The 19851-nt window shown below is 65.0% G+C and carries 19 protein-coding genes; 11 read left to right on the forward strand and 8 right to left on the reverse strand.

All coding sequences use genetic code 11. The features are described from left to right. Positions 1–80 precede the first annotated feature (80 nt). The 11 genes from AC5RWG_RS16885 to AC5RWG_RS16935 are packed head-to-tail and all read left to right on the forward strand — an operon-like array spanning position 81 to position 11386. Positions 81–1157, forward strand: coding sequence for a CHAP domain-containing protein (locus AC5RWG_RS16885; RefSeq protein WP_494167472.1), 1077 nt, complete (start codon positions 81–83; stop codon positions 1155–1157). Beyond that, positions 1154–1666, forward strand: a complete 513-nt coding sequence (locus AC5RWG_RS16890; protein ID WP_494167473.1) for a hypothetical protein — start codon at positions 1154–1156, stop codon at positions 1664–1666. Before AC5RWG_RS16885 ends, AC5RWG_RS16890 begins: the two co-directional genes overlap by 4 nt. A 45-nt stretch (positions 1667–1711) precedes the next feature. Next, positions 1712–3163, forward strand: a complete 1452-nt coding sequence (locus tag AC5RWG_RS16895; protein ID WP_494167474.1) for a MinD/ParA family ATP-binding protein — start codon at positions 1712–1714, stop codon at positions 3161–3163. A gap of 39 nt (positions 3164–3202) precedes the next feature. Further along, positions 3203–3802 carry a DUF6668 family protein gene (locus AC5RWG_RS16900; RefSeq protein ID WP_494167475.1) on the forward strand — a complete coding sequence of 200 codons (600 nt, stop codon included), beginning with the start codon at positions 3203–3205 and terminating at the stop codon, positions 3800–3802. Between the two features lie 11 nt (positions 3803–3813). Next, positions 3814–4083 carry a hypothetical protein gene (locus AC5RWG_RS16905; RefSeq protein ID WP_214944378.1) on the forward strand — a complete coding sequence of 90 codons (270 nt, stop codon included), beginning with the start codon at positions 3814–3816 and terminating at the stop codon, positions 4081–4083. Positions 4084–4110: 27 nt separating this feature from the next. Continuing rightward, positions 4111–4848, forward strand: a complete 738-nt coding sequence (locus AC5RWG_RS16910; RefSeq protein ID WP_494167476.1) for a DUF8175 domain-containg protein — start codon at positions 4111–4113, stop codon at positions 4846–4848. After that, positions 4845–6098 (forward strand): TrbL/VirB6 family protein, encoded by a 1254-nt coding sequence (locus AC5RWG_RS16915; RefSeq protein WP_494167477.1) that lies wholly within the window; start codon positions 4845–4847, stop codon positions 6096–6098. The genes AC5RWG_RS16910 and AC5RWG_RS16915 overlap by 4 nt, the downstream gene beginning before the upstream one ends. After that, a complete protein-coding gene (locus tag AC5RWG_RS16920; protein WP_494167478.1) occupies positions 6085–7593 on the forward strand; it encodes an SCO6880 family protein in 1509 nt (502 codons plus the stop codon). Before AC5RWG_RS16915 ends, AC5RWG_RS16920 begins: the two co-directional genes overlap by 14 nt. Next, positions 7593–9182, forward strand: coding sequence for a helicase HerA domain-containing protein (locus AC5RWG_RS16925; RefSeq protein ID WP_494167479.1), 1590 nt, complete (start codon positions 7593–7595; stop codon positions 9180–9182). The genes AC5RWG_RS16920 and AC5RWG_RS16925 overlap by 1 nt, the downstream gene beginning before the upstream one ends. Further along, a complete protein-coding gene (locus AC5RWG_RS16930; protein ID WP_494167480.1) occupies positions 9179–10948 on the forward strand; it encodes a type IV secretory system conjugative DNA transfer family protein in 1770 nt (589 codons plus the stop codon). The genes AC5RWG_RS16925 and AC5RWG_RS16930 overlap by 4 nt, the downstream gene beginning before the upstream one ends. A gap of 15 nt (positions 10949–10963) precedes the next feature. Further along, the gene (locus AC5RWG_RS16935) at positions 10964–11386 is read left to right on the forward strand and encodes a DUF4913 domain-containing protein (RefSeq protein ID WP_494167481.1); all 423 of its coding nucleotides are present in this window, start codon (positions 10964–10966) and stop codon (positions 11384–11386) included. Between the two features lie 553 nt (positions 11387–11939). Here AC5RWG_RS16935 and AC5RWG_RS16940 read toward each other — a convergent pair. Genes AC5RWG_RS16940 through AC5RWG_RS16975 form a run of 8 tightly spaced genes read right to left on the reverse strand, consistent with a single transcriptional unit; the run spans position 11940 to position 19838 of the window. Continuing rightward, the gene (locus AC5RWG_RS16940) at positions 11940–14252 is read right to left on the reverse strand and encodes a xanthine dehydrogenase family protein molybdopterin-binding subunit (protein WP_494167482.1); all 2313 of its coding nucleotides are present in this window, start codon (positions 14250–14252) and stop codon (positions 11940–11942) included. Further along, positions 14249–14824 (reverse strand): (2Fe-2S)-binding protein, encoded by a 576-nt coding sequence (locus AC5RWG_RS16945; RefSeq protein WP_494167483.1) that lies wholly within the window; start codon positions 14822–14824, stop codon positions 14249–14251. Before AC5RWG_RS16945 ends, AC5RWG_RS16940 begins: the two co-directional genes overlap by 4 nt. Continuing rightward, positions 14824–15681, reverse strand: a complete 858-nt coding sequence (locus AC5RWG_RS16950) for an FAD binding domain-containing protein (protein WP_494167484.1) — start codon at positions 15679–15681, stop codon at positions 14824–14826. Before AC5RWG_RS16950 ends, AC5RWG_RS16945 begins: the two co-directional genes overlap by 1 nt. A 4-nt stretch (positions 15682–15685) precedes the next feature. Continuing rightward, positions 15686–17113 carry an NAD-dependent succinate-semialdehyde dehydrogenase gene (locus AC5RWG_RS16955; protein WP_494167485.1) on the reverse strand — a complete coding sequence of 476 codons (1428 nt, stop codon included), beginning with the start codon at positions 17111–17113 and terminating at the stop codon, positions 15686–15688. A gap of 49 nt (positions 17114–17162) precedes the next feature. Next, positions 17163–17834, reverse strand: coding sequence for a histidine phosphatase family protein (locus AC5RWG_RS16960; protein WP_494167486.1), 672 nt, complete (start codon positions 17832–17834; stop codon positions 17163–17165). Next, on the reverse strand, positions 17827–18120 hold the full coding sequence (locus AC5RWG_RS16965; RefSeq protein WP_494167487.1) for a putative quinol monooxygenase: 294 nt from the start codon (positions 18118–18120) through the stop codon (positions 17827–17829). The genes AC5RWG_RS16960 and AC5RWG_RS16965 overlap by 8 nt, the downstream gene beginning before the upstream one ends. A 48-nt stretch (positions 18121–18168) precedes the next feature. Further along, a complete protein-coding gene (locus tag AC5RWG_RS16970; RefSeq protein ID WP_494167488.1) occupies positions 18169–19002 on the reverse strand; it encodes a fumarylacetoacetate hydrolase family protein in 834 nt (277 codons plus the stop codon). Beyond that, positions 18999–19838, reverse strand: a complete 840-nt coding sequence (locus AC5RWG_RS16975) for a PEP/pyruvate-binding domain-containing protein (RefSeq protein WP_494167489.1) — start codon at positions 19836–19838, stop codon at positions 18999–19001. Before AC5RWG_RS16975 ends, AC5RWG_RS16970 begins: the two co-directional genes overlap by 4 nt. Between the last annotated feature and the right edge of the window lie 13 nt (positions 19839–19851).

Below are 19851 nucleotides of genomic sequence, written 5' to 3' on the forward strand. Positions count from 1 at the left end.
GCAGCTAAAGATTCACATCTTTGCCCCACTTTATTACTAAGCAATAAGGCGAGCGTTTCTTCGACGTCGGTAGGTCGATCATGAAGGCCCCAGGGCCGCTCGCCGGGATCGCCGTCGCGGTTCCTGTGCTGTTGTTCGGCCTGATCTTCTCCGTCCTCCTGCTGGCACCCGGTAAGCCTGCTGCGGCTGACTGTGGCCCGGCTGTCTCGGTGTCCGTGGACGCCAACACTAAGGTCGATGGCTACACCCAGGAGCAGCTGAAGAATGCTGCGGCGATCATGGGTGCAGGTAAGGCTCTGAAGCTGTCTGCAAAAGGTCAGATGATCAGTGTCATGGTTGCCCTGGGGGAGTCGGGGCTGCGTGTTCTTGACCGCGGCGACGCCGCCGGGCCAGATTCCCGCGGGTTGTTCCAGCAGCGCGGGAACGGTGCTTGGGGATCGTACGCGGACCGGATGGACCCGACCATCAGTGCGACGAACTTCATCAAGGCGCTGCAGAAGGTCGACGGCTGGGAGCTGTTGGAACCGACCATTGCCGGTAACAAGGTCCAGCGCAACGCTGACCCGTACCACTACCAGAAGTACTGGCCCGAGGCCGTGAAACTTGTCCAGGCACTCTCTGACGGCAAGTTCTCACTGGAAGGCAGCGACTGCGCGCTCCCGGGACAGCCCGGCGCCGGAGATGACTATCCGTGGAAAAACTCACCCACCTGGATGCAGGTCGGAGCGGGCGCAGCTGCCGGATCGCCCCTAGGCATGTTTTACCGCGAGTGTGTGGACTTCGCGTTGTGGCGGGTAAACCAGCAGATGGGGTCCACCAGCGCACCGTTCAAGTTCCTTAACAGCACCTTTCGCCCGGACGGGGAGCGCTTGGGTTCTGCGCTGACGTGGAAGGCCGGCTGGGATGCCAAGGGCTGGCCCACCGGTTCCGTTCCTCGTGTCGGGGCGGTTGTCTGGTACGCGCCGGGGGTCGGGGGAGCGGACCCCACTTTCGGCCACGTCGCGGTGGTCAAAGCGGTCAAAGACAACGGCACCTACGTCGAAGAGGGATACAACGGCAACCCGCCCCCTGATGACCACAACTACTACACCCGGACCGTCAGCAGCGATGTCCCTTCAGCCTTCCTGTACCTGCCTACTCAAGAGGAGAGCACGTGAAAAAGTCTCTGGCCCTCATCGCGGTGGCCCTGCTCTGCGCCGCGTGCGCACCGGCAGCGAACACCACACCGGCCCCGGTGCCCAGCACGGCCGCCACAGCCTCAGCACCGGTCTCCCTGAGCGCGGGCAACGGCCCGCAGGCTCCAGAAGGCACGGTGCCGGCCACCATCGGCATCAACTGGGATCAGGCAAGCAAGGACGCCGCCGTAGACGTTGCTGAGAAGGCCATGGCGGACTTCGCCCGTCCAGGCGTGGAGGAAAAGCAGTGGGCCAACGACCTGGCCCGCTGGCTCACGCCGCAGGCCACCGCCGATTACTCCGCCGTGGATCCCGCCAATGTCCCCGCCACTCGGGTCACTGGCCCCGCGACGCTGACAGTCGATGAGGCGAACGGCTACGGCGTTATGGCAGCCGTGCCCACTGATGCCGGGACCTACACCGTGCAGCTGCTCCGTACAGGCCAGGAGGCCCCGTGGAAGGTCAACCGGCTCACCCCGCCCACGTCCTAAGCCCGTGCACCTCACCAACCCCGTCAACGCAAGGAATCAGGTTTCATGAGCACCACTCCAACAGAGGTCCTGGCCTTCCCGAACATCAAGGCCATCATCAGCGACAACGGCACAGCCGAGGTCATCGTCGCAGGAAACTCCCGCCTCGTCCCTGCAGGGCAGACGCTGCAGGACCTGCGCGACAACGCCCTGGCCCTTGTCGTGGCCGAAGCCAGGACGCTACAGCGCCCCGTCCGGGTCCGCATCGAAGATCCCGAAGGCCACGGCGAACTGATCGTCCACCCGGGCGGCAACGTCGAATCCGTCTCCTACGAGCCCCGGCCCGGCCGCCGCCGCACCGCCGCACCCGCCAGCACGCCCGCTGCGGCCACCGCCGAAGTCACCGACACCACTCCAGCGCCAACGCCTGCGGTGAAGCCTGAACCTGCCCAGCCGACGGTGGAACGCCAGCCGTGGCCGCCCCTTGCCGCGGAGACTTCGTTGGACGTGGCTCCGGCCGCCGAGGCACCGCAGCAAGCTGCTGCAACCGACGCGCCGGTGACCCGACGCAGTTTGAAGGAGACCTCCTTCCTGGTGAGCGCCCCGGTGCTGGAGCCGGCCACGCAGGGCTGGCGCGGGACCTTGACTCGCCTGGGCTTGCGGATGGACCCCTCAGAGGAGGAGCTGTCCGAGCGTGAGGATATCCGCACCGTCAGCCAGCACTGGCCCGGCCCGCGGACCATCGCCGTGGTCAACCGCAAGGGCGGGGCCAACAAGACGCCCACGGTTGTGATGCTCTCGGCGATCCTTGCCCGCTACAGCGGCGCCGCAACGGTGGCCTGGGACAACAACGAATCCCAAGGCACCCTGGGATGGCGGACCGAGAAAGGCGCCCACGACCGCAGCGTCCTGGACCTGATCGATTCCTCCAGCGAACTCCTGTCCCCTTCCACGAACGCGGCCGAGATCGCCAAGTTCGTCCACCACCAGGCCGCCGACAAGTTCGATGTGCTGCGCTCGGACGAAAACGAAGAAGGCGACCACGAAGTCACCGCAGAGGAAGTGGACATCGCCCACCAGGTCCTCACCCGGTACTACCGACTGGTAATCATGGACTCCGGCAACACCGCCAGGGCCGCCAACTGGCGGCGGATGATCGACCACACCAACCAGCTAGTCGTCCCCGTCACCGCCATCGAGGACCGTGCAGAAGCAGCCCGGCTGACACTGCAGACCCTGGAATCCCGTGGCGGCCACGACGCCGAGTTGGCACGCAACGCCGTCGTGATCGTCTCCGAGTCCACCGACGCCAAGCGCAGCATGACCGGGGATGCGCTGAAGCGGGCGAAAGCCGAGGCGCAGCGGATCGCGGACGGCTTCGAGCCGTTCGTGCGCGCCGTCGTCCGGATTCCTTACGACCCCGCCCTGGTCAACGGGCCGATCCGCTACGAAGCGCTCCAGCCCGCGACCCAGCGGGCGTGGCTCGCGGCAGCGGCCGCTGTCGCCAAAGGCTTCTAGAACGATCCCTACGGAACTTGAGAGTTGAGAGGAGGACCAATGCAACAGACCCTGAACCCCTGGGTTACCCGCCCCACGGCTGATGAACCGGCTGAGGAAACCCGGGCTGCGACTGTCCCGCCGGCGGCGGTCATCAGCACACCGCTGCGGGGCATGATCGAGCCAGACGCGGCAGACCGGCTGGCGTCCCGCAGCATGGCCGGCGCAGCCCGTCTCTGGGTTGTTGGTACCCATGGGGGAGCGGGTGAAAGCCGGATCGCTGACCTCATCGATTCTGCCCGTTCCACGGATCATTGCTGGCCTGTCCTCCCCAGCGGTGGCAGCCCGCAGGTGCTGCTGGTCTGCCGCGCAGACATGCGCGGCCTGACAACTGCCAGGAACGCACTCACCCAGTGGGCATCAGGCGCCGCCCCGCAGGTCGATCTGCTCGGCCTCGCCGTCCTTGCAGACGCCCCGGGAAAGACTCCCAAAGCGCTTCGGGACTTCACCTCCCTCGTAGGCGGCGGAGCGCCACGATTCTGGACTCTGCCCTGGGTGGACGCCTGGCGGCACACGGACACCACAGCGCTGCCAGCCGTCCGCGAATACCAGCGCTTCATTACCGACGTGGCCGCCCTGGCCACGGCAACCAACCACTGAAAGGTCTCGCCATGAACACGTTCACTGCACTCTCAACCAGCGTTATTCCCAACCCCACCCCCGTCGTCCCGGCGCAGGCCGGCGGTCTGTTGACCATCCTGAACTGGGCTTCCGGCATCGGCCTGGTCCTCGGCGTCCTGGGCGTCATCATCGTCGGCATCGGCATGGTCATCCAGCTCCAGCGCGGTGAAGGCGCACAGGCGATCGGCAAGCTCGGCTGGGTCCTCATGGGCTGCATCATCATCACCGGAGCCGCGGGCATCGTCCGCGCCTTCGTCTAAGCCAGCACCATCAACGGGAGGTTCCGTATGAGCCAGTCAACAGAGAGCACCACCGAAAGCAATCCGTTCACCAAACCCGGATTCATCATCGCGGCCGTGCTGGTGGTCGCGCTGCTGGCAGCAGGAATTGTCATCTTCCTGCTCCCCAAAGGACAGAGTGACGCACAGCCAGCACCACCGGCTCCCGGAACCGGCAGCACGCCTGCTGCCAGCCCCAGCGCCTCTGCCGCTGCCAGCAGCGTCTGCGGTCTTCCAACCTCGACGGAAACGTCACTCGGCGCAGCACCGGAAACCAAATGGGAGCTGGTAGGAACGATGGCTGCTCCCACCGACCCACAAGTTGGTCCGGGGAAGACAGACGCCCAGGGGATCAGATCTTGCTTCGCCCACACACCAAAGGGTGCGCTCTACGCGGCTGTGAACCTTTGGGCTCTGGGCAGCGACCCTTCAAAGGAACGCGCCATCGCCGAACAGCTCGCTGCAAACGGACCTGGTCGTGAGGCAGGCATGAAAGCGCCCCAGACTCAGGCTCCCGCTTCATCAGTGAAAATTCAGATCGCCGGATTCAACGTCTCCTATACGGCCAACCAAGCCGTCGTCGACTTGGCGTTCAAGGCAGACAACGGTGCGCTTGCCTCCGTTCGCACCACGTTGCTTTGGCAGGACGGTGACTGGAAAGGCGTCGTCGCCGATAACGGCGCGCCGCTGGAAGAACCGCGACAGGTACGGGACCTATCCGGCTTTATCCCGTGGAGTGGAGCATGAAACCCACATGGAACCCCGTTGGGGACTGGGTTCAGGGCCTCGCCGATGATGCAATCAGCAACTTGGCGAAATCAATCATGGAGGGAATGAGCCAGATGGTGACGACCCTGTCGACCTTCTGGGTCTCTATGCCAACGGTGAACCTGATTAGTGAGGACCGCACCGGAGCGAGCCCGGTTGTCTCCACAGTGAACAGCCAGCTGTGGCCATGGACGCTGACCTTGGCCGTCCTGGCAGTCATCATCGGAGGAATCCGCATGGTTTGGGAGCAGCGGGGCGCACCGTTAAGAGATCTTCTGCGCTCACTCATAACCCTCACTGTGGTGTCCAGTCTTGGTGTGGGTGTCATCTCCATCTTGATCATCGCGGCGGACACATTCGCGGCCGCCATTATTGACCGATCCACCGACGGGAAGGGCTTCGCGCAATCGATGCACGTCCTCGTCGTAACGGGACAGACCGGTGTCGGGGCTTTCATTCTGATCGTTCTGGGCCTCGTCGGCTTGATTGCATCTCTGGTTCAGATTGTGCTGATGGTGGTCCGCAGCGGCATGTTGGTGATTCTGGCGGGCATCCTGCCCACCACGGCCGCATTCACGAATACGGAGATGGGCAGGCAGTGGTTCCAGAAGGCAGTTGGTTGGACCATCGCCTTCATTCTCTATAAGCCGGCTGCCGCCATCGTGTACTCGGTCGCATTCCTGTTGATGAGCAAGACCAGCGGGAAGGATGCCCTGGTTGGCTCCATCACGGGGTTCACGTTGATGATCGTTGCCCTTTTAGCCCTTCCAGCCCTGATGCGGTTCGTCACGCCTATGGTGGGAGCCGTTGCCGCTGGCAGTGGGGCAGCGGCAGGAGCCGCCGTGGGTGCCCTTGCCACCGGGGCTGTGTCCATGGGCCGAGTTGGCAGTGGACGGGGCAATGCAGCGCCCACCCCAGCCAGCACCAGCAGCACAACCAGCACGACCACAGGCAACTCTCCCAAGGGCAGTTCTGGATCTTCAGGCCCCCGCGGTGGGGGAGGGCAGCCAACGCCTGGCTCTTCGGGTCCGCGTGGCGCCGCTGGCACCGCAGGCAAAGCGGGACCGGCAGCACCGGCCGGAGGTGCTGGGGCTGCGACGGGAGCCACGGCGGCGGGCCCGGCTGGCATGGCCGTAGCCACAGGCGTACAGGTGGCGTCCAGGACGTCAGAGGCAATCAAGACGACCGCGCAGGATTCAACCGGGGAGGGCCCCAGTGGCAGCAATTAACACCGAATACAAAGAACCGTCCTACGGCAACTGGCGCGTTCCGCGCTCAGCCGGCCTGGGCAACCTCGGCGCGATCGGCACCGCGATTGTCATGGTCGGCCTCCTGCTGGGCATCGTCAGCTTCGCCATCTGGGGACTCTTCGCCGGCCTGGGCGTCCTCGCGGTCGCTGGCGCCTGCGCCCTGCTGCTGACAGTCAAAGACAAGCACGGCCAGTCAGTAGTGGACCGTCTCGGTATCCGCATGGCGTTCAAGGTCTCGAAGTCCTCAGGGACGAATCTGTACCGTTCCGGTCCACTGGGCGTGACGGAGTGGGGCATGTACCAGCTCCCGGGGCTGGCAGCGAAGTCCACGCTGTACGAGTTCACTGACTCCTACAAGCGCCCCTTCGCCATGCTGCACGTCCCGGCCACCAGCCACTTCACCGTGATCTTCTCCACAGAACCCGACGGGGCCTCCCTCGTGGACCCGGAACAGGTTGACGCATGGGTCGCGAACTGGGGCGGCTGGCTCGCCGGACTGGCCGACGAGGCCGGCCTGGACGCGGCCGCCGTCACCGTCGAGACCGCACCGGACTCCGGCTACCGGCTGCGGAACGAAGTCATGATGAATATCGACCCGGACGCCCCTCAGTTCGCCAAGGACATGCTCCACGAGGTCGTCCAGACCTACCCGGAAGGATCAGCCACGGTCCGCGCCTGGGTTTCCCTGACCTTCAACGCCTCCCTGCGCGCGGGCTCGAAAAAGCGCACCCCGGAGGATGTCGCCCGCGACCTGGCCTCCCGGATCCCCGGGCTTTCGGCCCGGCTGCAGTCCACCGGCGCCGGGATCGCCCGGCCAATGTCCGCGCAGGAACTCTGCGAGGTCGTACGGATCGCCTACGACCCGCCCGCAGCGCTGATCATCGACGAAGCCCACGCGGCCGGCACCCCGGTGTCCCTTACCTGGGACGAGGTCGGCCCCACCGCGACACAGGCCAGCTGGGACGACTACCGCCACGACTCCGCATTCTCTGCCTCCTGGACCATGACCGGGGCTCCCCGCGGCTCCGTGAACTCCTCCGTCCTCTCCCGGCTTCTGGCCCCGCACGGGGACATTGACCGCAAACGCATCTCCCTGCTCTACCGCCCGATGGACTCCGCCCGTGCCGCAGCGGTAGTTGAGCGGGACCAGAACAACGCCAACGTCCGCATCACCTCCGGCACCCGGCCCACGGCCCGGGCCCTGGTCGATGCCCGCTCCGCCGTGCAGACAGCACAGGAAGAAGCCCAGGGCGCCGGTCTGGTGAACTTCGGCATCGTCGTCACCGCCACCGTCACCGACAAGGAACGCCTGCCCGACGCCGTTGCCGCCATTGAACAGACCTCCGGTACCGCCCGCGTGCTGCTGCGCCGCGCCTACGGCTCCCAGGACACCGCGTTCGCGGCGTCCCTGCCCCTGGGGCTGGTCCTACCCAAGCACAGCATGGTGCCCTCCGAAATTAAGGACGCCCTCTAATGGCCCGCATGAGGCTTTTGACAGCAAAGAAGTCAAAGACAGCAAAAGCACCGGCGGACGAGACTCCGAAGCGTCCTGCACGGGAAGCTGGCCCGGGATCGCGGGGCTGGACCGGACGGGGCGGCGGCATGACCCAACTCCTGCCGTCCGTCCGGGAGTACCGGGGAACCACCGTCCAGGTCTGCGGACTGTGGCCGTTCTCTTCGGGTGCATCCTCGCCCATGATCGGTGTCCCGCTCGGCCGCCACGAGGAAACCCAGGCAACGGTGTGCTGTGACCCGATCAGCTGGTTCCAGCGCGCACGGCTGATTTCCAACCCGTCCGCGTTCATCCTCGGCAAACCCGGCCTCGGAAAGTCCACCGTCGTCCGACGGATGTTCATCGGCCTCTCGGCCCAGGGAGTCCACCCCCTGATCCTTGGCGACCTCAAAGGCGAGCACGTCAAAGCCGTGAAAGCCCTCGGCGGCCAGGTCATCAAGCTCGGCCGCGGCGTCGGATACATGAACATCCTCGACCCCGGCCAGGCAGTCGAAGCAGCCCAGCTGCTGGAAGACAGCGGCCACCATGAAGACGCCGCACGGGTCCGCGCCGACGCCCACGGCCGTCGACTGACCATGGTCGTCTCCCTGATCACCATCAGCCGGAACAACCCGCCGACCGACCAGGAACAGACCATCCTGGACCGGGCGCTGCGGGTCCTCGATCAACGCTTCGACGGCATTCCGGTCCTGAAAGACCTGCTCGATGTAATCGTCTCCGCCCCCGACGAACTGCGCCAGGTCGCGCTGGACCGCGGCGACATGAACATCTATCTGCAGGAAACACGGGCGTTGGAAGCAACCCTGCTGGGCCTGACTGGGGGAGGGAAGCTGGGCGAAATCTTCTCCCGCCAGACCACCAACCCCATGAAGCGTGACCGGGCCGTGGTGTTCGATGTCTCCAGCATCGACGAGACCGAAACCGACCTGCAGGCCGCCGTGCTGCTGGCCTGCTGGTCTTACGGCTTCGGCACCGTGAACGTCGCCCACGCCCTTGCCGACGCGGGCCTGGAGCCGCGCAGGAACTACTTCGTCGTCTTGGACGAACTGTGGCGGGCCCTGCGTGCCGGCAAGGGCATGGTCGACCGGGTGGACGCCCTCACCCGGCTCAACCGGTCCGTCGGCGTCGGGCAGATCATGATCTCCCACACCATGTCCGACCTGCTGGCACTGCCTGCAGAGGAGGACCGGATGAAAGCCCGCGGCTTCGTCGAACGCTCCGGCATGGTCATCTGCGGCGGCCTTCCCGCATCCGAGATGCCACTGCTGACCTCCGCGATCCCGCTGTCCCGGCAGGAACAGCAAAAGCTCATTTCCTGGCAGGACCCGCCCGCGTGGGACTCCCGAGGCATCGACGTCGAACCGCCAGGGCGTGGAAAGTTCCTCATCAAGGTCGGCGGCCGTCCCGGGATCCCGGTCCAGGTCGGCCTGACCTCTGTTGAGCACGGCCCCGACGGGGTCAACGACACCGACGGAAAATGGCACGGATCCCCGGAACCAATCCTTGACCCGGCCGCACCCATCGTGGCAACTGAAGGAGGCACGCTGTGAGCGCACCGAACCGCAAAGGCATGGGCCTTGGCGACGCCGTCCTCGTATGGCTGGCCATCGGCTTTATCGTCGTCTTCGGCGGTGGCATGTACGCGGCCGCACATATCGGCTCCTGGATGGCCGGCATTGACGCACCGCCAGCCCACCCCATTGACCTGATCGCCGGGCTCATGAAGGGCAAAGTGCCCTGGCCAGCCCAGTCCACCATCGTCGTCTGCGTCATGGCCGGCCTGATCCTGGCCCTGGCCATCGTCGTCTTGGTGGCGTGGCGGCAGGGCGCCTCCAAGCGTGCCCGGGTCGACAAAGCCGCCCGCTACCTGGGCCGGGGCAAGTCCCTGGCCGCATTCTCCGACAAGGGAGCGCAGGCCAAAGCCGAACGGCTGGGTATCAAGGACAACCCCGGCATCGTCGTGGGCAAGGTCGTCTCCACCGGCCAGAAATTCGTCCAGTCCTGGGAAGACCTCAGCCTCGATATCTGGGGACCACGAACAGGTAAGTCGACCTCCCGGGTGATGCCCGCAATCCTGAACGCACCAGGGGCTGTGGTTTCGACGTCCAACAAGCGTGACGTCGTGGACGGCACCCGTGGCGTCCGCGAGGCCCCGGCCCCGGTGTGGGTGTTCGATCCGCAGAAGATCGCTCAGGAGGAACCGGACTGGTGGTGGAACCCGCTCTCCTACGTCACGGACGAAGAGAAGGCCTACAAGCTCACGCAGCACTTCTCTGTCGGTTCGCGGGTGCCGGGTTCCAAGCCGGATGCCTACTTCGATCCCAAAGCCGAAGACATTCTCTCCTCGTACTTCCTCGCGGCCGCATTGGGCGGGCTGCCCATCACCCAGGTGTACCTGTGGGTGACGGAGCAGGTAAACCGCGAACCCATCAACATCCTCAAAACACATGACTACGAGCTGCAGTACAAAGGTCTGGAGTCCACGCTGGAACTGGCAGATAAACAGCGCGACGGCATCTTCGGCACGGCCGAGAAAATGATTCAGTGCCTCAAGAGCAGGAACACGCTGCGGTGGGTCGCCCCAACCGGGAGCGCGAGCGTGGCTGCCGATAGGCGCCGTCAGTTCAACCCGCACGCGTTCGCTGCCTCACAGGAGACGATCTACATCCTCTCCAAGGAAGGGGCCGGCTCGGCTGCCCCGCTCACAACGGCACTGACGGTGGCCATCGCTGAGGCCATGGAAGAACGCGCCGAGCGCAGCGGCGGACGCCTGCCCAAGCCTGCGCTGTTCGCCCTGGACGAGCTGGCCAACGTCGTCCGCTGGGCCGGGCTGCCTGACCAGTTCAGCCACTACGGATCCAAGGGCCTGATCGTCATGGGCATCCTGCAATCCTGGTCCCAGGGTGTTGACCTCTGGGGCGAGGCGAACATGCGCAAAATCTGGTCCGCCGCGAACGTTAAGGTCTACGGCGGCGGGGTGGCCGAGGAGGGATTCCTCCGGGCGCTCTCGGATCTGATCGGCGACTACAGCTACATCAATGTCTCTGTCTCTTCCGGCAAGTCCGGGTCCAGCCGCTCCCGGCAGGAGGGCAAGGAACGCATTTTCGATGTCTCCAACCTCGCTGAGCTCGACCGTGGCCGCGCGGTGGTCCTCGCCTCGGGGGCACCGGCAACGCTGGTGCGCACCCTGCCCTGGTACACGGGCCCGCACAGGGAGGCCGTGGAAGCGTCCATCCAGAAGTACAGCCCGCAGCCCGAAGTCGAGCCAGTCCCGGTCCCGGCCGCGCCGAACGCTAATCCCTGGGTCACGAGGTAAGGAAGCGCCTCCCTCATGGAAGATGATTTCGGACTATTCGATACCGACCCCCCCGCCCCCAGCCAGAGCGAGGACGGAAAGGCCGGGCAGACACCGGAGCTCGTCTACGGTTCGGCCGAAGAATTCCTGCACGAGCAACTCCTGCCCACGTACGTCCGCAGCGTCACCGGGAAATCCGCCAAATGGTGCATCGAGTGGTACTTCCACCCCGAAGCAGTCTCACGAGTAGCGGCAATGTGGCGTTCCTGGGAACACCTACGCCTCGACCCCGCCACCGGCATGAGCGTCTGGTGGCGCGACCACGCAGACCACCACATGAGAGTCCTCCTGGACCCACAAGGACCGTTCTACAACTGCGATATGAAAGAACACCGCGACCCCGAACATCTGGAACCGAAGAAAGCACCGGAGGGCTGGTTCCCAGACGTGCGGACGTAGCCTGTGTGAGAGTCCGCGCAGCAAGACGTTCAAGTCCCAAGCCGGGCTCTATGGGGTTTCACGAGCAATGGTCAGAATCCCCTAATAGGACCCGGATTCCGGCAGCCCTTTAAGAGGCCCGTCTGATGTAGCACTTGAGCTACCTACGCGGGCGCTTTTACGGGCGGGACAACCGCGCATTGGTGAACCACGGAAACGAGGAGAACCTCACGTCACGTTTCCCTCGGGGGAGTGGCGCGTTGGAGGACCGTCTTACGCGACAGTGGGGAAGCCTCTCCGGCGGCTCCGTTGCAGACGCGGCCAAGTCTTCGTGAACGGGACAGCGCGGCTACGGCTTATGGGTCCCGCATCTGGCCGTTCATAGGTCATGCCAAGGCAACTTCGGGACTTACGGCGACGGTATAAGTGCTGTGACCGTGCTTGGTGTTGAGCACCCCGGGCCGTCGACCGGATGAGGCCACTTATCTGACTGCTTCATGGGCGGTGTCCAACTGGTCCGAGAGAGCGTTCCAGCTAGTTCCGCAGACTCGGGTGAGCACGAAGGCGTGGTCGCCTATGGGTGGTCGAAAGCCTCGGCATCGACAATTGCTTTCCATACCCGTTCGGGCGTCATCGGAAGATCGCGGATGACAACGCCCACTGCGCTGGCGACTGCATCGGAGAGCGCAGGGGAAGTGCACAATAGGGCTCCTTCGCTGATGCCCTTTGCGCCGTTGGGTCCCGGGCCATCGCCGTTCTCGATCATCCCGGTGCGGAGCTCAATGGGTATGTCCTTGGTGGTCGGGATGCGGTAATCGAGGGCGCCCAGATTCCGGACTGCCCCGTTATCGTCGAGAATGAGGTGCTCCATGAGGGAATGTCCGAGGCCCATTATGGCTGCCCCCTCGTCCTGCATCTCCACTTGGAGGGGGTTGAGGGCCTTGCCGACGTCGCTTGTGGTGACGTGTTTGTGTATGAGGATTTCTCCGGTTTCGCTGTCCACCTCGATCTCGAAGGCGGTGCAGTTGAACTCGAAGAATGCGGGTGTTCCGCCGAGGGGGTGGTCGGGCATGTGTGGTTTGCGCATGCGCCCGTTGCCGATCAGCTCCCCGTTCCAGCGTCCCAGGCCGACTTTAACGAATTCCGTGATCGGCAGGGACTTGTCGGGCAAGTGCACGATGCCTGCTTCGACGCGCACATCCGCTTCCGGGACCCCATGGAGGTCGGAGGCGAGCTCGCGCAGCTGATTATGAATGTCCTCGCAGGCACGGTTGATAGCGCTGCCCATGAAGACAGTTGATCGGCTGGCGGAGGTCTGGAGGTCGAAGGGGACCACAGAGGTGTCACCCATGATCACGGTGACCTTCTCGAGCGGGGCACCAAGTGCATCGGCGGCGAGCTGGGCGAAGATGGTGCGCGCGCCCTGGCCCATGTCAGAGGTCCCTGCGTAGAGAACGACGCTGCCGTCCGCGAGCAGCCGCACCGTGGAGTTGGAGAGCCCGGTCGTCGCCCCCGACTTGATGCCCACGGCGATTCCGCGGCCCCTGCCCGGTGGCAGGGGAGTGCCCCATCCGATCATGTCTGCTGCGAGCTGGAGGGTCTGGGGCCAGTCGCCGTCGGCGGGGAAGTCGTCCTTGACGACTTCTTCGCCGCGCCGGGCCAGGTTCTTCATGCGGATCTCAAAGCCGTCCATGCCGAGGGACCGGGCTGCTTCATTCATCTGGGACTCGATCGCCCAGTTCATCTGCGGCGTACCGAATCCGCGGAAGGCGGTTGACGGGGTGGTGTGGGAAAGAACCGCTCGAGCGTTGATCCGTGCTGCGGGGGTCCGGTACGGCCCGCAGGCGAGGTAGGCGCTCTTCGTCATTACACGCTCTGCGATATCAGCGTAGGCGCCGATGAGATACGAGGAGTCGATGTCCTGAAAGACCAGCTTTCCCTCCCGGGTGAAGCCAGTCCGTACCTTCACCTCGGCCGCAGCGCGCCGGACAGCCTGAAACGACTCCTCCAGGGTAAGGACAAGCCGACAGGGCCGTCCCGTGCGCTGGGAGAGCAGGATGAGCACTGGCTCGAGCTTGGGATTTTGCTTTCCGCCGAATCCGCCGCCGGGGTCAGGGGCGAAGACCCGGACTTCTGTGAGCGGGAGGCCGAAAAGGTCGGCCATCATCTTCTGCAGCAGGTAAGGGTGCTGCACCGGGCTCCAGAGCCGGATGCCGTCGCCGGTGGCGTCGGCGATGAAGCCGTGGGGCTCGATCGCGAAGTGAGTCACCATGGGAAACGTGTAGTCATTTTCGATGACGAGGTCGGCCTGCGTCGCGTCGATGTCACCCCAGCCGTAGTGGCGTTCCTTGAGGACATTCGTGTCGGCCAGGGGGTCACCCTGGCCGCGGATCCCGGGGTCCTGAACCAGGGGGGCGTCGGTGGCGAGTGCGGCGGAGATACGGGTCACGGCGGGCAGGACCTCGTACTCGACGTGGACAAGGGAGGCAGCGAGCTCGGCTGCTTCCTTCGTGTCTGCGGCGACTGCTGCGACTGCCTCGCCATGGTACTTCGTCTCGCCGTCGGCGAGGATGGGCCGGTCTTGGTAGGCCGGTCCGAAGCGCGGTATCGGCTGGGGGAGGTCTGCTGGGGTCAGGACGTCCCGTACGCCCGGGACCTGCCAGGCGCTGGAGGCGTCGATGCTGACGATACGCGCACGGGCCACGGACAGGGTGACGAGTTTGACGTGGAGCATCCCGTCGAGGCGGATGTCCGCGAGGAATTCCTGGGCACCGGTCACCCGTTCCCGGCCGCCGATCCGGCGCGCCGAAGTACCGATGCTGGGCCCGTCGCTAACGGCCGCGCCGGCCCCGGTGGTGACGCCTGCCCCGCCGCCGGACGTGATCATAACTCCACCTCTGCGGGTCCGTGGATTACTGCGTCTTCTTGAGCGCCTTCGAGCGCGTCGTGCGGCACCGGCCGCTTGCCGTGCTCGCCGCTGGCGGCGTGGTCGTTGTGCCGTGATACTTCCAGCATTGCTTCAAACATGCGGTTGTAGCCGGCGCACCGGCAGAGGTTCCCTGAGAGTCCTTCCCGGATCTCTTCGATGCCTGGGCAGGAATTGCTGTCGATCACAGCCTGGGCCGACATCACCATGCCGGGGATGCAGAACCCGCACTGAATGGCCCCGTGGTCGAGGAATGCCTGTTGAACGGGATTGAGCCCACCATCGCTGGCGAGACCTTCAATGGTGGTGATCTCTGCCCCGTCAGCTTCAATGGCGAGCATGAGGCAAGAGTTGATGGTGCGGCCGTCAACCTTCACCGTGCAGGCACCGCATTCTCCCACGGCACAGCATTCCTTGGTTCCCGTGAGCCCGCATCCGTCCCGAAGCACGTCCAGCAGGGCCAGATTGGGGGGCACATCGAGAATGTGGGGACTTCCGTTGACCGTCATCCGGAGGGGGTGGGTCTCGGTCATTACTCCTCCTTCGCCTTTAGGCGCCGTGTGGCGGTTTTGAGGGCCCGCTTGCCCAAGACTCTGACCATCGCGAGCCTGTACTCGGCGCTGGCCCTGACATCGGTGATCGGCTTGGCATGGGCGACGAGAGCATCCAGGGCGTGTTCCCTTTGCGCTTCTGTGGACTTGGGGTCGGTGAGCACACTGGGTTCGATGACGAGAAGCGGTTTGGGCGAGACAGCGCCGAATGCGTAGGAAACCGTGCCTCTGCTGTCCACTCGGCAACAGAGATTGATGGTTGCGAGGTCAACACCGCGGCGGCGTGTCATACGGGCGAAAGACGCCCCGACCGGTTCCTCCGGGATGGGCAGGGCCACCGCAGTGACGAACTCGCCCGGCCGCAGGGCTGTGCGCCGGTTGCCCAGGATGAAGTCGACGACGGGGATTACGCGTTCGCCCTCGGGGCCGGTGACTACAACTGCTGCGCGGTAAACGGCGAGGGCGGGGACTGTGTCAGCTGCCGGGGAGGCGTTGCAGATGTTGCCGGCGAGGGTGGCCCTGTTGCGGATCTGCACTGAGCCTACGACCTCCGCTGCCTCGGCGAGGGCAGGGAAGTGGTTTTGCACGGCTTCATGGACGACCAAGTCGGTCAACCGGACCGTGGCGGAGATCCACACCCGCCCGCCGGTCATCATGATTGTCGGGGGAAGGTCTTTGATGCGCTTCAGATCGACCACGAGGGGCGGAGTCACCCGTCCGTCGCGGAGGCCGACCGTGAGGTCGGTGCCTCCCGCGAGGAGCCTGGCATCCGGGTGGGCGCTGAGCACTTCGACGGTTTCGGTGATGCTGGCCGGTCGGGCGTAGGCGAAGGGCTGCACGGGATTACTCCGTGGCGGGTCCGGAAGGAAGTGATCCGGATCCGACGTAGTAGGTGCGGGCGTTGGTGAACTCTATGGCGCCGGCGTCCCCGAGCTCCCGTCCGTAACCGCTACGCTTGGTGCCGCCGAACGGCAGCCGGGGATCTGAGGCAACGACCGCGTTCACGAACAGGGCGCCTGACGTGATGCGGCGCCCGACAGCCAGGGCGCGTTCCGGCGAAGCGCTCCAGACGCTGGCTCCAAGCCCGTACCTGCTCGCGTTGGCGAGCTCGACGGCCGCGTCGTCACTGTGCACCCGCGCCACAGCTGCGACGGGGCCGAAGGTCTCCTCGGACATGACGGGCATTTCGAGGGTGGCGTCGGCCACGACGGTGGGAGCATACCAAGCACCGGGCCGGTCGAGCCGGTGACCGCCCGTGAGTACTCTGGCGCCCAAGGCTAGGGACTCTGCAACCTGGCGTTCGACGGCCTCGGCCAGGTCGGCGCGGGCCAGCGGGCCGACTTCGGTAGAGGGATCTGCAGGGTCTCCGATCTTCAGCGAGGCCACCGCTGCGGCGAATCGTTCCAGGAATTCATCTGCGACGGCGTCTTGGATGATGAACCGCTTGGCTGCCAGACAGCTTTGTCCGGAGTTGAGGAAGCGTGATTTCACTGCCGATGCGACGGCGACCTCCAGGTCGGCGTCGTCGAGCACGACGAATGGGTCCGAGCCGCCCAGTTCGAGCAGGCTCTTCTTGATCTCCCGTCCGGCCAGGGCCGCGACGGCGGCGCCCGCCCGCTCGCTTCCGGTGAGGCTGACGGCGGACACCCTTGGGTCGGATAGGAGGTGCTCGGTAGCGGCGGGGACGTCGGGTTCGGCCAGAACGAGGGTACGGAAGACATCGTGGGGGAACCCGGCATCGAGGAGGAGCCGCTCGACGGCGAGGGCGCATCCGGTGACATTGGGGGAGTGCTTGAGCAAGGCCGTGTTGCCAGCCAGGAGCGTCGGGGCGGCGAACCGGAAGACCTGCCAGTAGGGAAAGTTCCAGGGCATGATGGCCAGCACGGTGCCCAGCGGCTCATAGCCTACCCAGCTCTGGACTGCCGACGTGGGCACCTCCTGGTCCGCCAGAGCAGCGGGGCCCTTCTCGGCGTAGTACTCGCATACCCAGGCGCATTTTTCGACTTCGGCCAGGGCTTCCCCGATTGGCTTACCCATTTCCTGGACCATGAGGGACGCCAGGCTCTCCTGCTGGAGCCGGATCTGGTCCGCGAGCCTGCGCAGGAGGGCGGCGCGTTTCTCGACGCCGCGCTGGGCCCACGCGCGCTGGCTGGTGTGGACGGCTTGGAGGGCTTCCTCAATGTGCTCCGGAGCAAAGGAGTCGTAAGTGCGCAGCGCTGCTCCGGTTGCGGGGTTGACGGTGATCACTTGGCTGGCTGCCACGGCTGTCATAGTGCTTCCTTGTGGGAGGTCGGGGGAGTAGTCGCTTCGGGTTGCGCGCCTAGGTCGGATGCTCGAACCATTCGGCTTTAATGCACCGGTCGGTACCGATTTGCAGGCTGAGGCCGGCAACCCAATCGGGCTCACCACCGTCCTGGCCGAGCATCTCTAGGGCGCATGCGCGCAGGACCGGGGAATGGGTGACACCGACGACGAGCCTCATGCGGGGCTGGTCGGCGAGACTTTGAGCGAACTTGGTAATTCTGTGGGCGACTGAGGATGCGTTGTCTCCCGGCGGGTCGGGATGGCCGAGCCACCACCCGATGCGGTCCTTGGCAGGCAGGAAACCAGTGAAAAAGGGCACGAGGGCGGCGGTTTCCTCTCCGAGACCTTCGACTTGCGCGGCGAGGGCTTCGGCGCTGGAGACCATATTGACGCGTTCGCCGGCGACGTAAAGGTCGGGGTTCCTCAGCCCGAAGCTGATGCGTGGCCCATTGACCTTCATCCCGCCGTGGCGGGCTCCTTCGGCGATCGCTTCGGCCGTCTCGCGGGTTCGGCGGGTCTCTCCGCTGAGGACTAGCATTTCTTCATCATGCTGGGCCAGCCGGAACCCGACGGTCTCGGCGAACGCCAGACCGTCCGGAGTGACAGGTACGTCGCCACGGTGTGAGCTGACCTCGCCGTGCCGCAGCAGCAAAAGCCGCTGCGGCACGGCGTCGAAAGAGTCAGACATCGATGGTCTCGTAGGTTGCCACCTCGCGCTTTTCGAGGAAGTCGACAGCGTAGCCGAAGACGTGCTTCTGAAAATGTTCGGTCGCCTTGTGGTTTTCGTAGCCTTGCTCCGAGGTGTACTGCTCGTAGAGGAAGAACTTGGTGGGGTCATCCGGGGCGACCTGGGCTTGGTAGTAGAGGTTCTCCGGTTCTGCCCGGGAGAGCGGGGTCATAGTCTGGATGACTTCGTGGATGCGGTGCTCCTCGCCCGGCTTGGCTTTCCACACTGCTGCGACGACGAATGCCATGTTCTTTCTCCTTATTTTCGGTTTTTGGGTGTGGTGGCTGGTTCGGGGTTAGGAGCGGGGGCCGACGGTGTTGCGGAGGACCCCGATGCCTTTGGCTTCCATCTCGATCAAATCTCCAGGCTGGATCCAGCGGTCCAGCTCAAGGCCGGACCCCCCTGCGGCGGTGCCGGAGCCGAGGACTTCCCCCGCCCGGAGGGTGAGATCCTGGGAGATGTACTCGATCATGGCCGCGAAAGTGTGGTGCATGTTTGCAGTTGTATCCGATCCCCATTCCTCTCCGTTGACGCGCACAGTGAGCCGGACGCCCTCTGGGTCGAGCTCGTCGGGGGTGACAATGCAGGGTCCGAGGATGTTGGACCCATCCCAGTCCTTGGCTTTGCCCGGGCCCATCCCGATCGGCAGTTCCCGGCGCTGGATGTCTCTGGCCGAGATATCGTTCCAGATGGTGTACCCGAAGATGTGCCCGGCCGCTTCCGAGGCGGAGATGTTGCGACCCGGGGTGCCGATGACAGCGGCAAGCTCAAGCTCGTGGTCAAGCTGCGCGGAGTACGACGGCCAGGGAATTTCCTCGTCGGGTCCGATCACAGTGTCCGGAAGTCCCTTGTAGAACGCCGGGACCTCGTACCACTCCTGCGGGATGTCGCGGCCGAGGTTCCGGTAGGCATTCTTCAGGTGCCCCTCGAATGCAAGGAAGTCCCTGAGGGTCCGTGGCCGCAGCGGGGCCACGAGGCGTGCTCCCTGGACCGGGACCGTGGTCCCGGCCGGGGCGCCGGCTTCGATGAAGGCGACCATGTCGCCATCGAAGCCGGCATCCAGCACCTGGGACCCATCAAGGATCCCAACGCGCCGGCGGCCTCCATTCTCGTACGTAACGTACTTCACTGGTGGCTCTCCCCGAACGTGGTGACAGGCCGGGACTGGAGCAGATAAAGCGCGCCGTCCTCGTCGAAGGCCCATTCGATGTCCTGCGGGGAGCCGTGCAGGCTTTCCAGCTGCTGCCCCAGGGTGGCGAGCTGGCGGGATTCCGACTCCGCAAGGATTGGCTGATCGACGACCTTGCTGCGCTTGATCGCCCCCTTGCGGTCAAGTACGTAGTGGTCGGGGGTCATTTCGCCGTTGACGACGTTCTCGCCAAGTCCCAGGGCTGCTTCGACGACCATCCTGTCGCGACGCTGGTGGACAGGATCCACGGTGAACATCACTCCGGACTTCTTCGAGTCGACCATCTGCTGCACGACGACTGCCATCGCGATGTCCTCGAGCGAGCCCTTCTCTTCACGGTAGAAGACTGCCCGGTCGGTGAAGAAGGACAGCCAACACTCAACAACCTTGTCGATGACGTCCTCGAAGTTCTCGACATTGAGGTAGGTTTCCTGCTGGCCCGCGTAGCTGGCGTTTTCCGAGTCCTCGGCGCAGGCCGAGGACCGCACTGCCACCCGACCTTGCAGCCGAGCGTAGGGCTCGGCGATAAGGTCCACGGGCGGGCGGGCAGCGGCAACGAGTCGGCGGGCGCCGGCCATGTCTTTGGCCCGGCAGCGCTGCCGGAGAGCCTCCTCATCGACGGCCGCCGAGAAGGCCGCCGATGTGATCACAAACCCGGGCGGGACTGGGAGGTTCTCGGACGTCATGGTCGCCAGTGAGGCGCCCTTGCCGCCGCTGAGGCTGGTCTCCATCGCCCGGGGATCGTCGAACGAGAGGACGAGCGGGATGTCGTTCATAATGAATTCCTTA

Source organism: Arthrobacter sp. Y3221160 (genome assembly GCF_059092585.1).

Coding starts and splice junctions, on each gene's coding strand:
- AC5RWG_RS16915 (WP_494167477.1), top strand. CDS start 4,845: ATGAAACCCACATGGAACCCCGTTGGGGACTGGGTTCAGGGCCTCGCC.
- AC5RWG_RS16945 (WP_494167483.1), bottom strand. CDS start 14,824: ATGACCGAGACCCACCCCCTCCGGATGACGGTCAACGGAAGTCCCCAC.
- AC5RWG_RS16925 (WP_494167479.1), top strand. CDS start 7,593: ATGGCCCGCATGAGGCTTTTGACAGCAAAGAAGTCAAAGACAGCAAAA.
- AC5RWG_RS16975 (WP_494167489.1), bottom strand. CDS start 19,838: ATGAACGACATCCCGCTCGTCCTCTCGTTCGACGATCCCCGGGCGATG.
- AC5RWG_RS16955 (WP_494167485.1), bottom strand. CDS start 17,113: ATGACAGCCGTGGCAGCCAGCCAAGTGATCACCGTCAACCCCGCAACC.
- AC5RWG_RS16895 (WP_494167474.1), top strand. CDS start 1,712: ATGAGCACCACTCCAACAGAGGTCCTGGCCTTCCCGAACATCAAGGCC.
- AC5RWG_RS16885 (WP_494167472.1), top strand. CDS start 81: ATGAAGGCCCCAGGGCCGCTCGCCGGGATCGCCGTCGCGGTTCCTGTG.
- AC5RWG_RS16905 (WP_214944378.1), top strand. CDS start 3,814: ATGAACACGTTCACTGCACTCTCAACCAGCGTTATTCCCAACCCCACC.
- AC5RWG_RS16910 (WP_494167476.1), top strand. CDS start 4,111: ATGAGCCAGTCAACAGAGAGCACCACCGAAAGCAATCCGTTCACCAAA.
- AC5RWG_RS16900 (WP_494167475.1), top strand. CDS start 3,203: ATGCAACAGACCCTGAACCCCTGGGTTACCCGCCCCACGGCTGATGAA.
- AC5RWG_RS16935 (WP_494167481.1), top strand. CDS start 10,964: ATGGAAGATGATTTCGGACTATTCGATACCGACCCCCCCGCCCCCAGC.
- AC5RWG_RS16940 (WP_494167482.1), bottom strand. CDS start 14,252: ATGATCACGTCCGGCGGCGGGGCAGGCGTCACCACCGGGGCCGGCGCG.
- AC5RWG_RS16965 (WP_494167487.1), bottom strand. CDS start 18,120: ATGGCATTCGTCGTCGCAGCAGTGTGGAAAGCCAAGCCGGGCGAGGAG.
- AC5RWG_RS16960 (WP_494167486.1), bottom strand. CDS start 17,834: ATGTCTGACTCTTTCGACGCCGTGCCGCAGCGGCTTTTGCTGCTGCGG.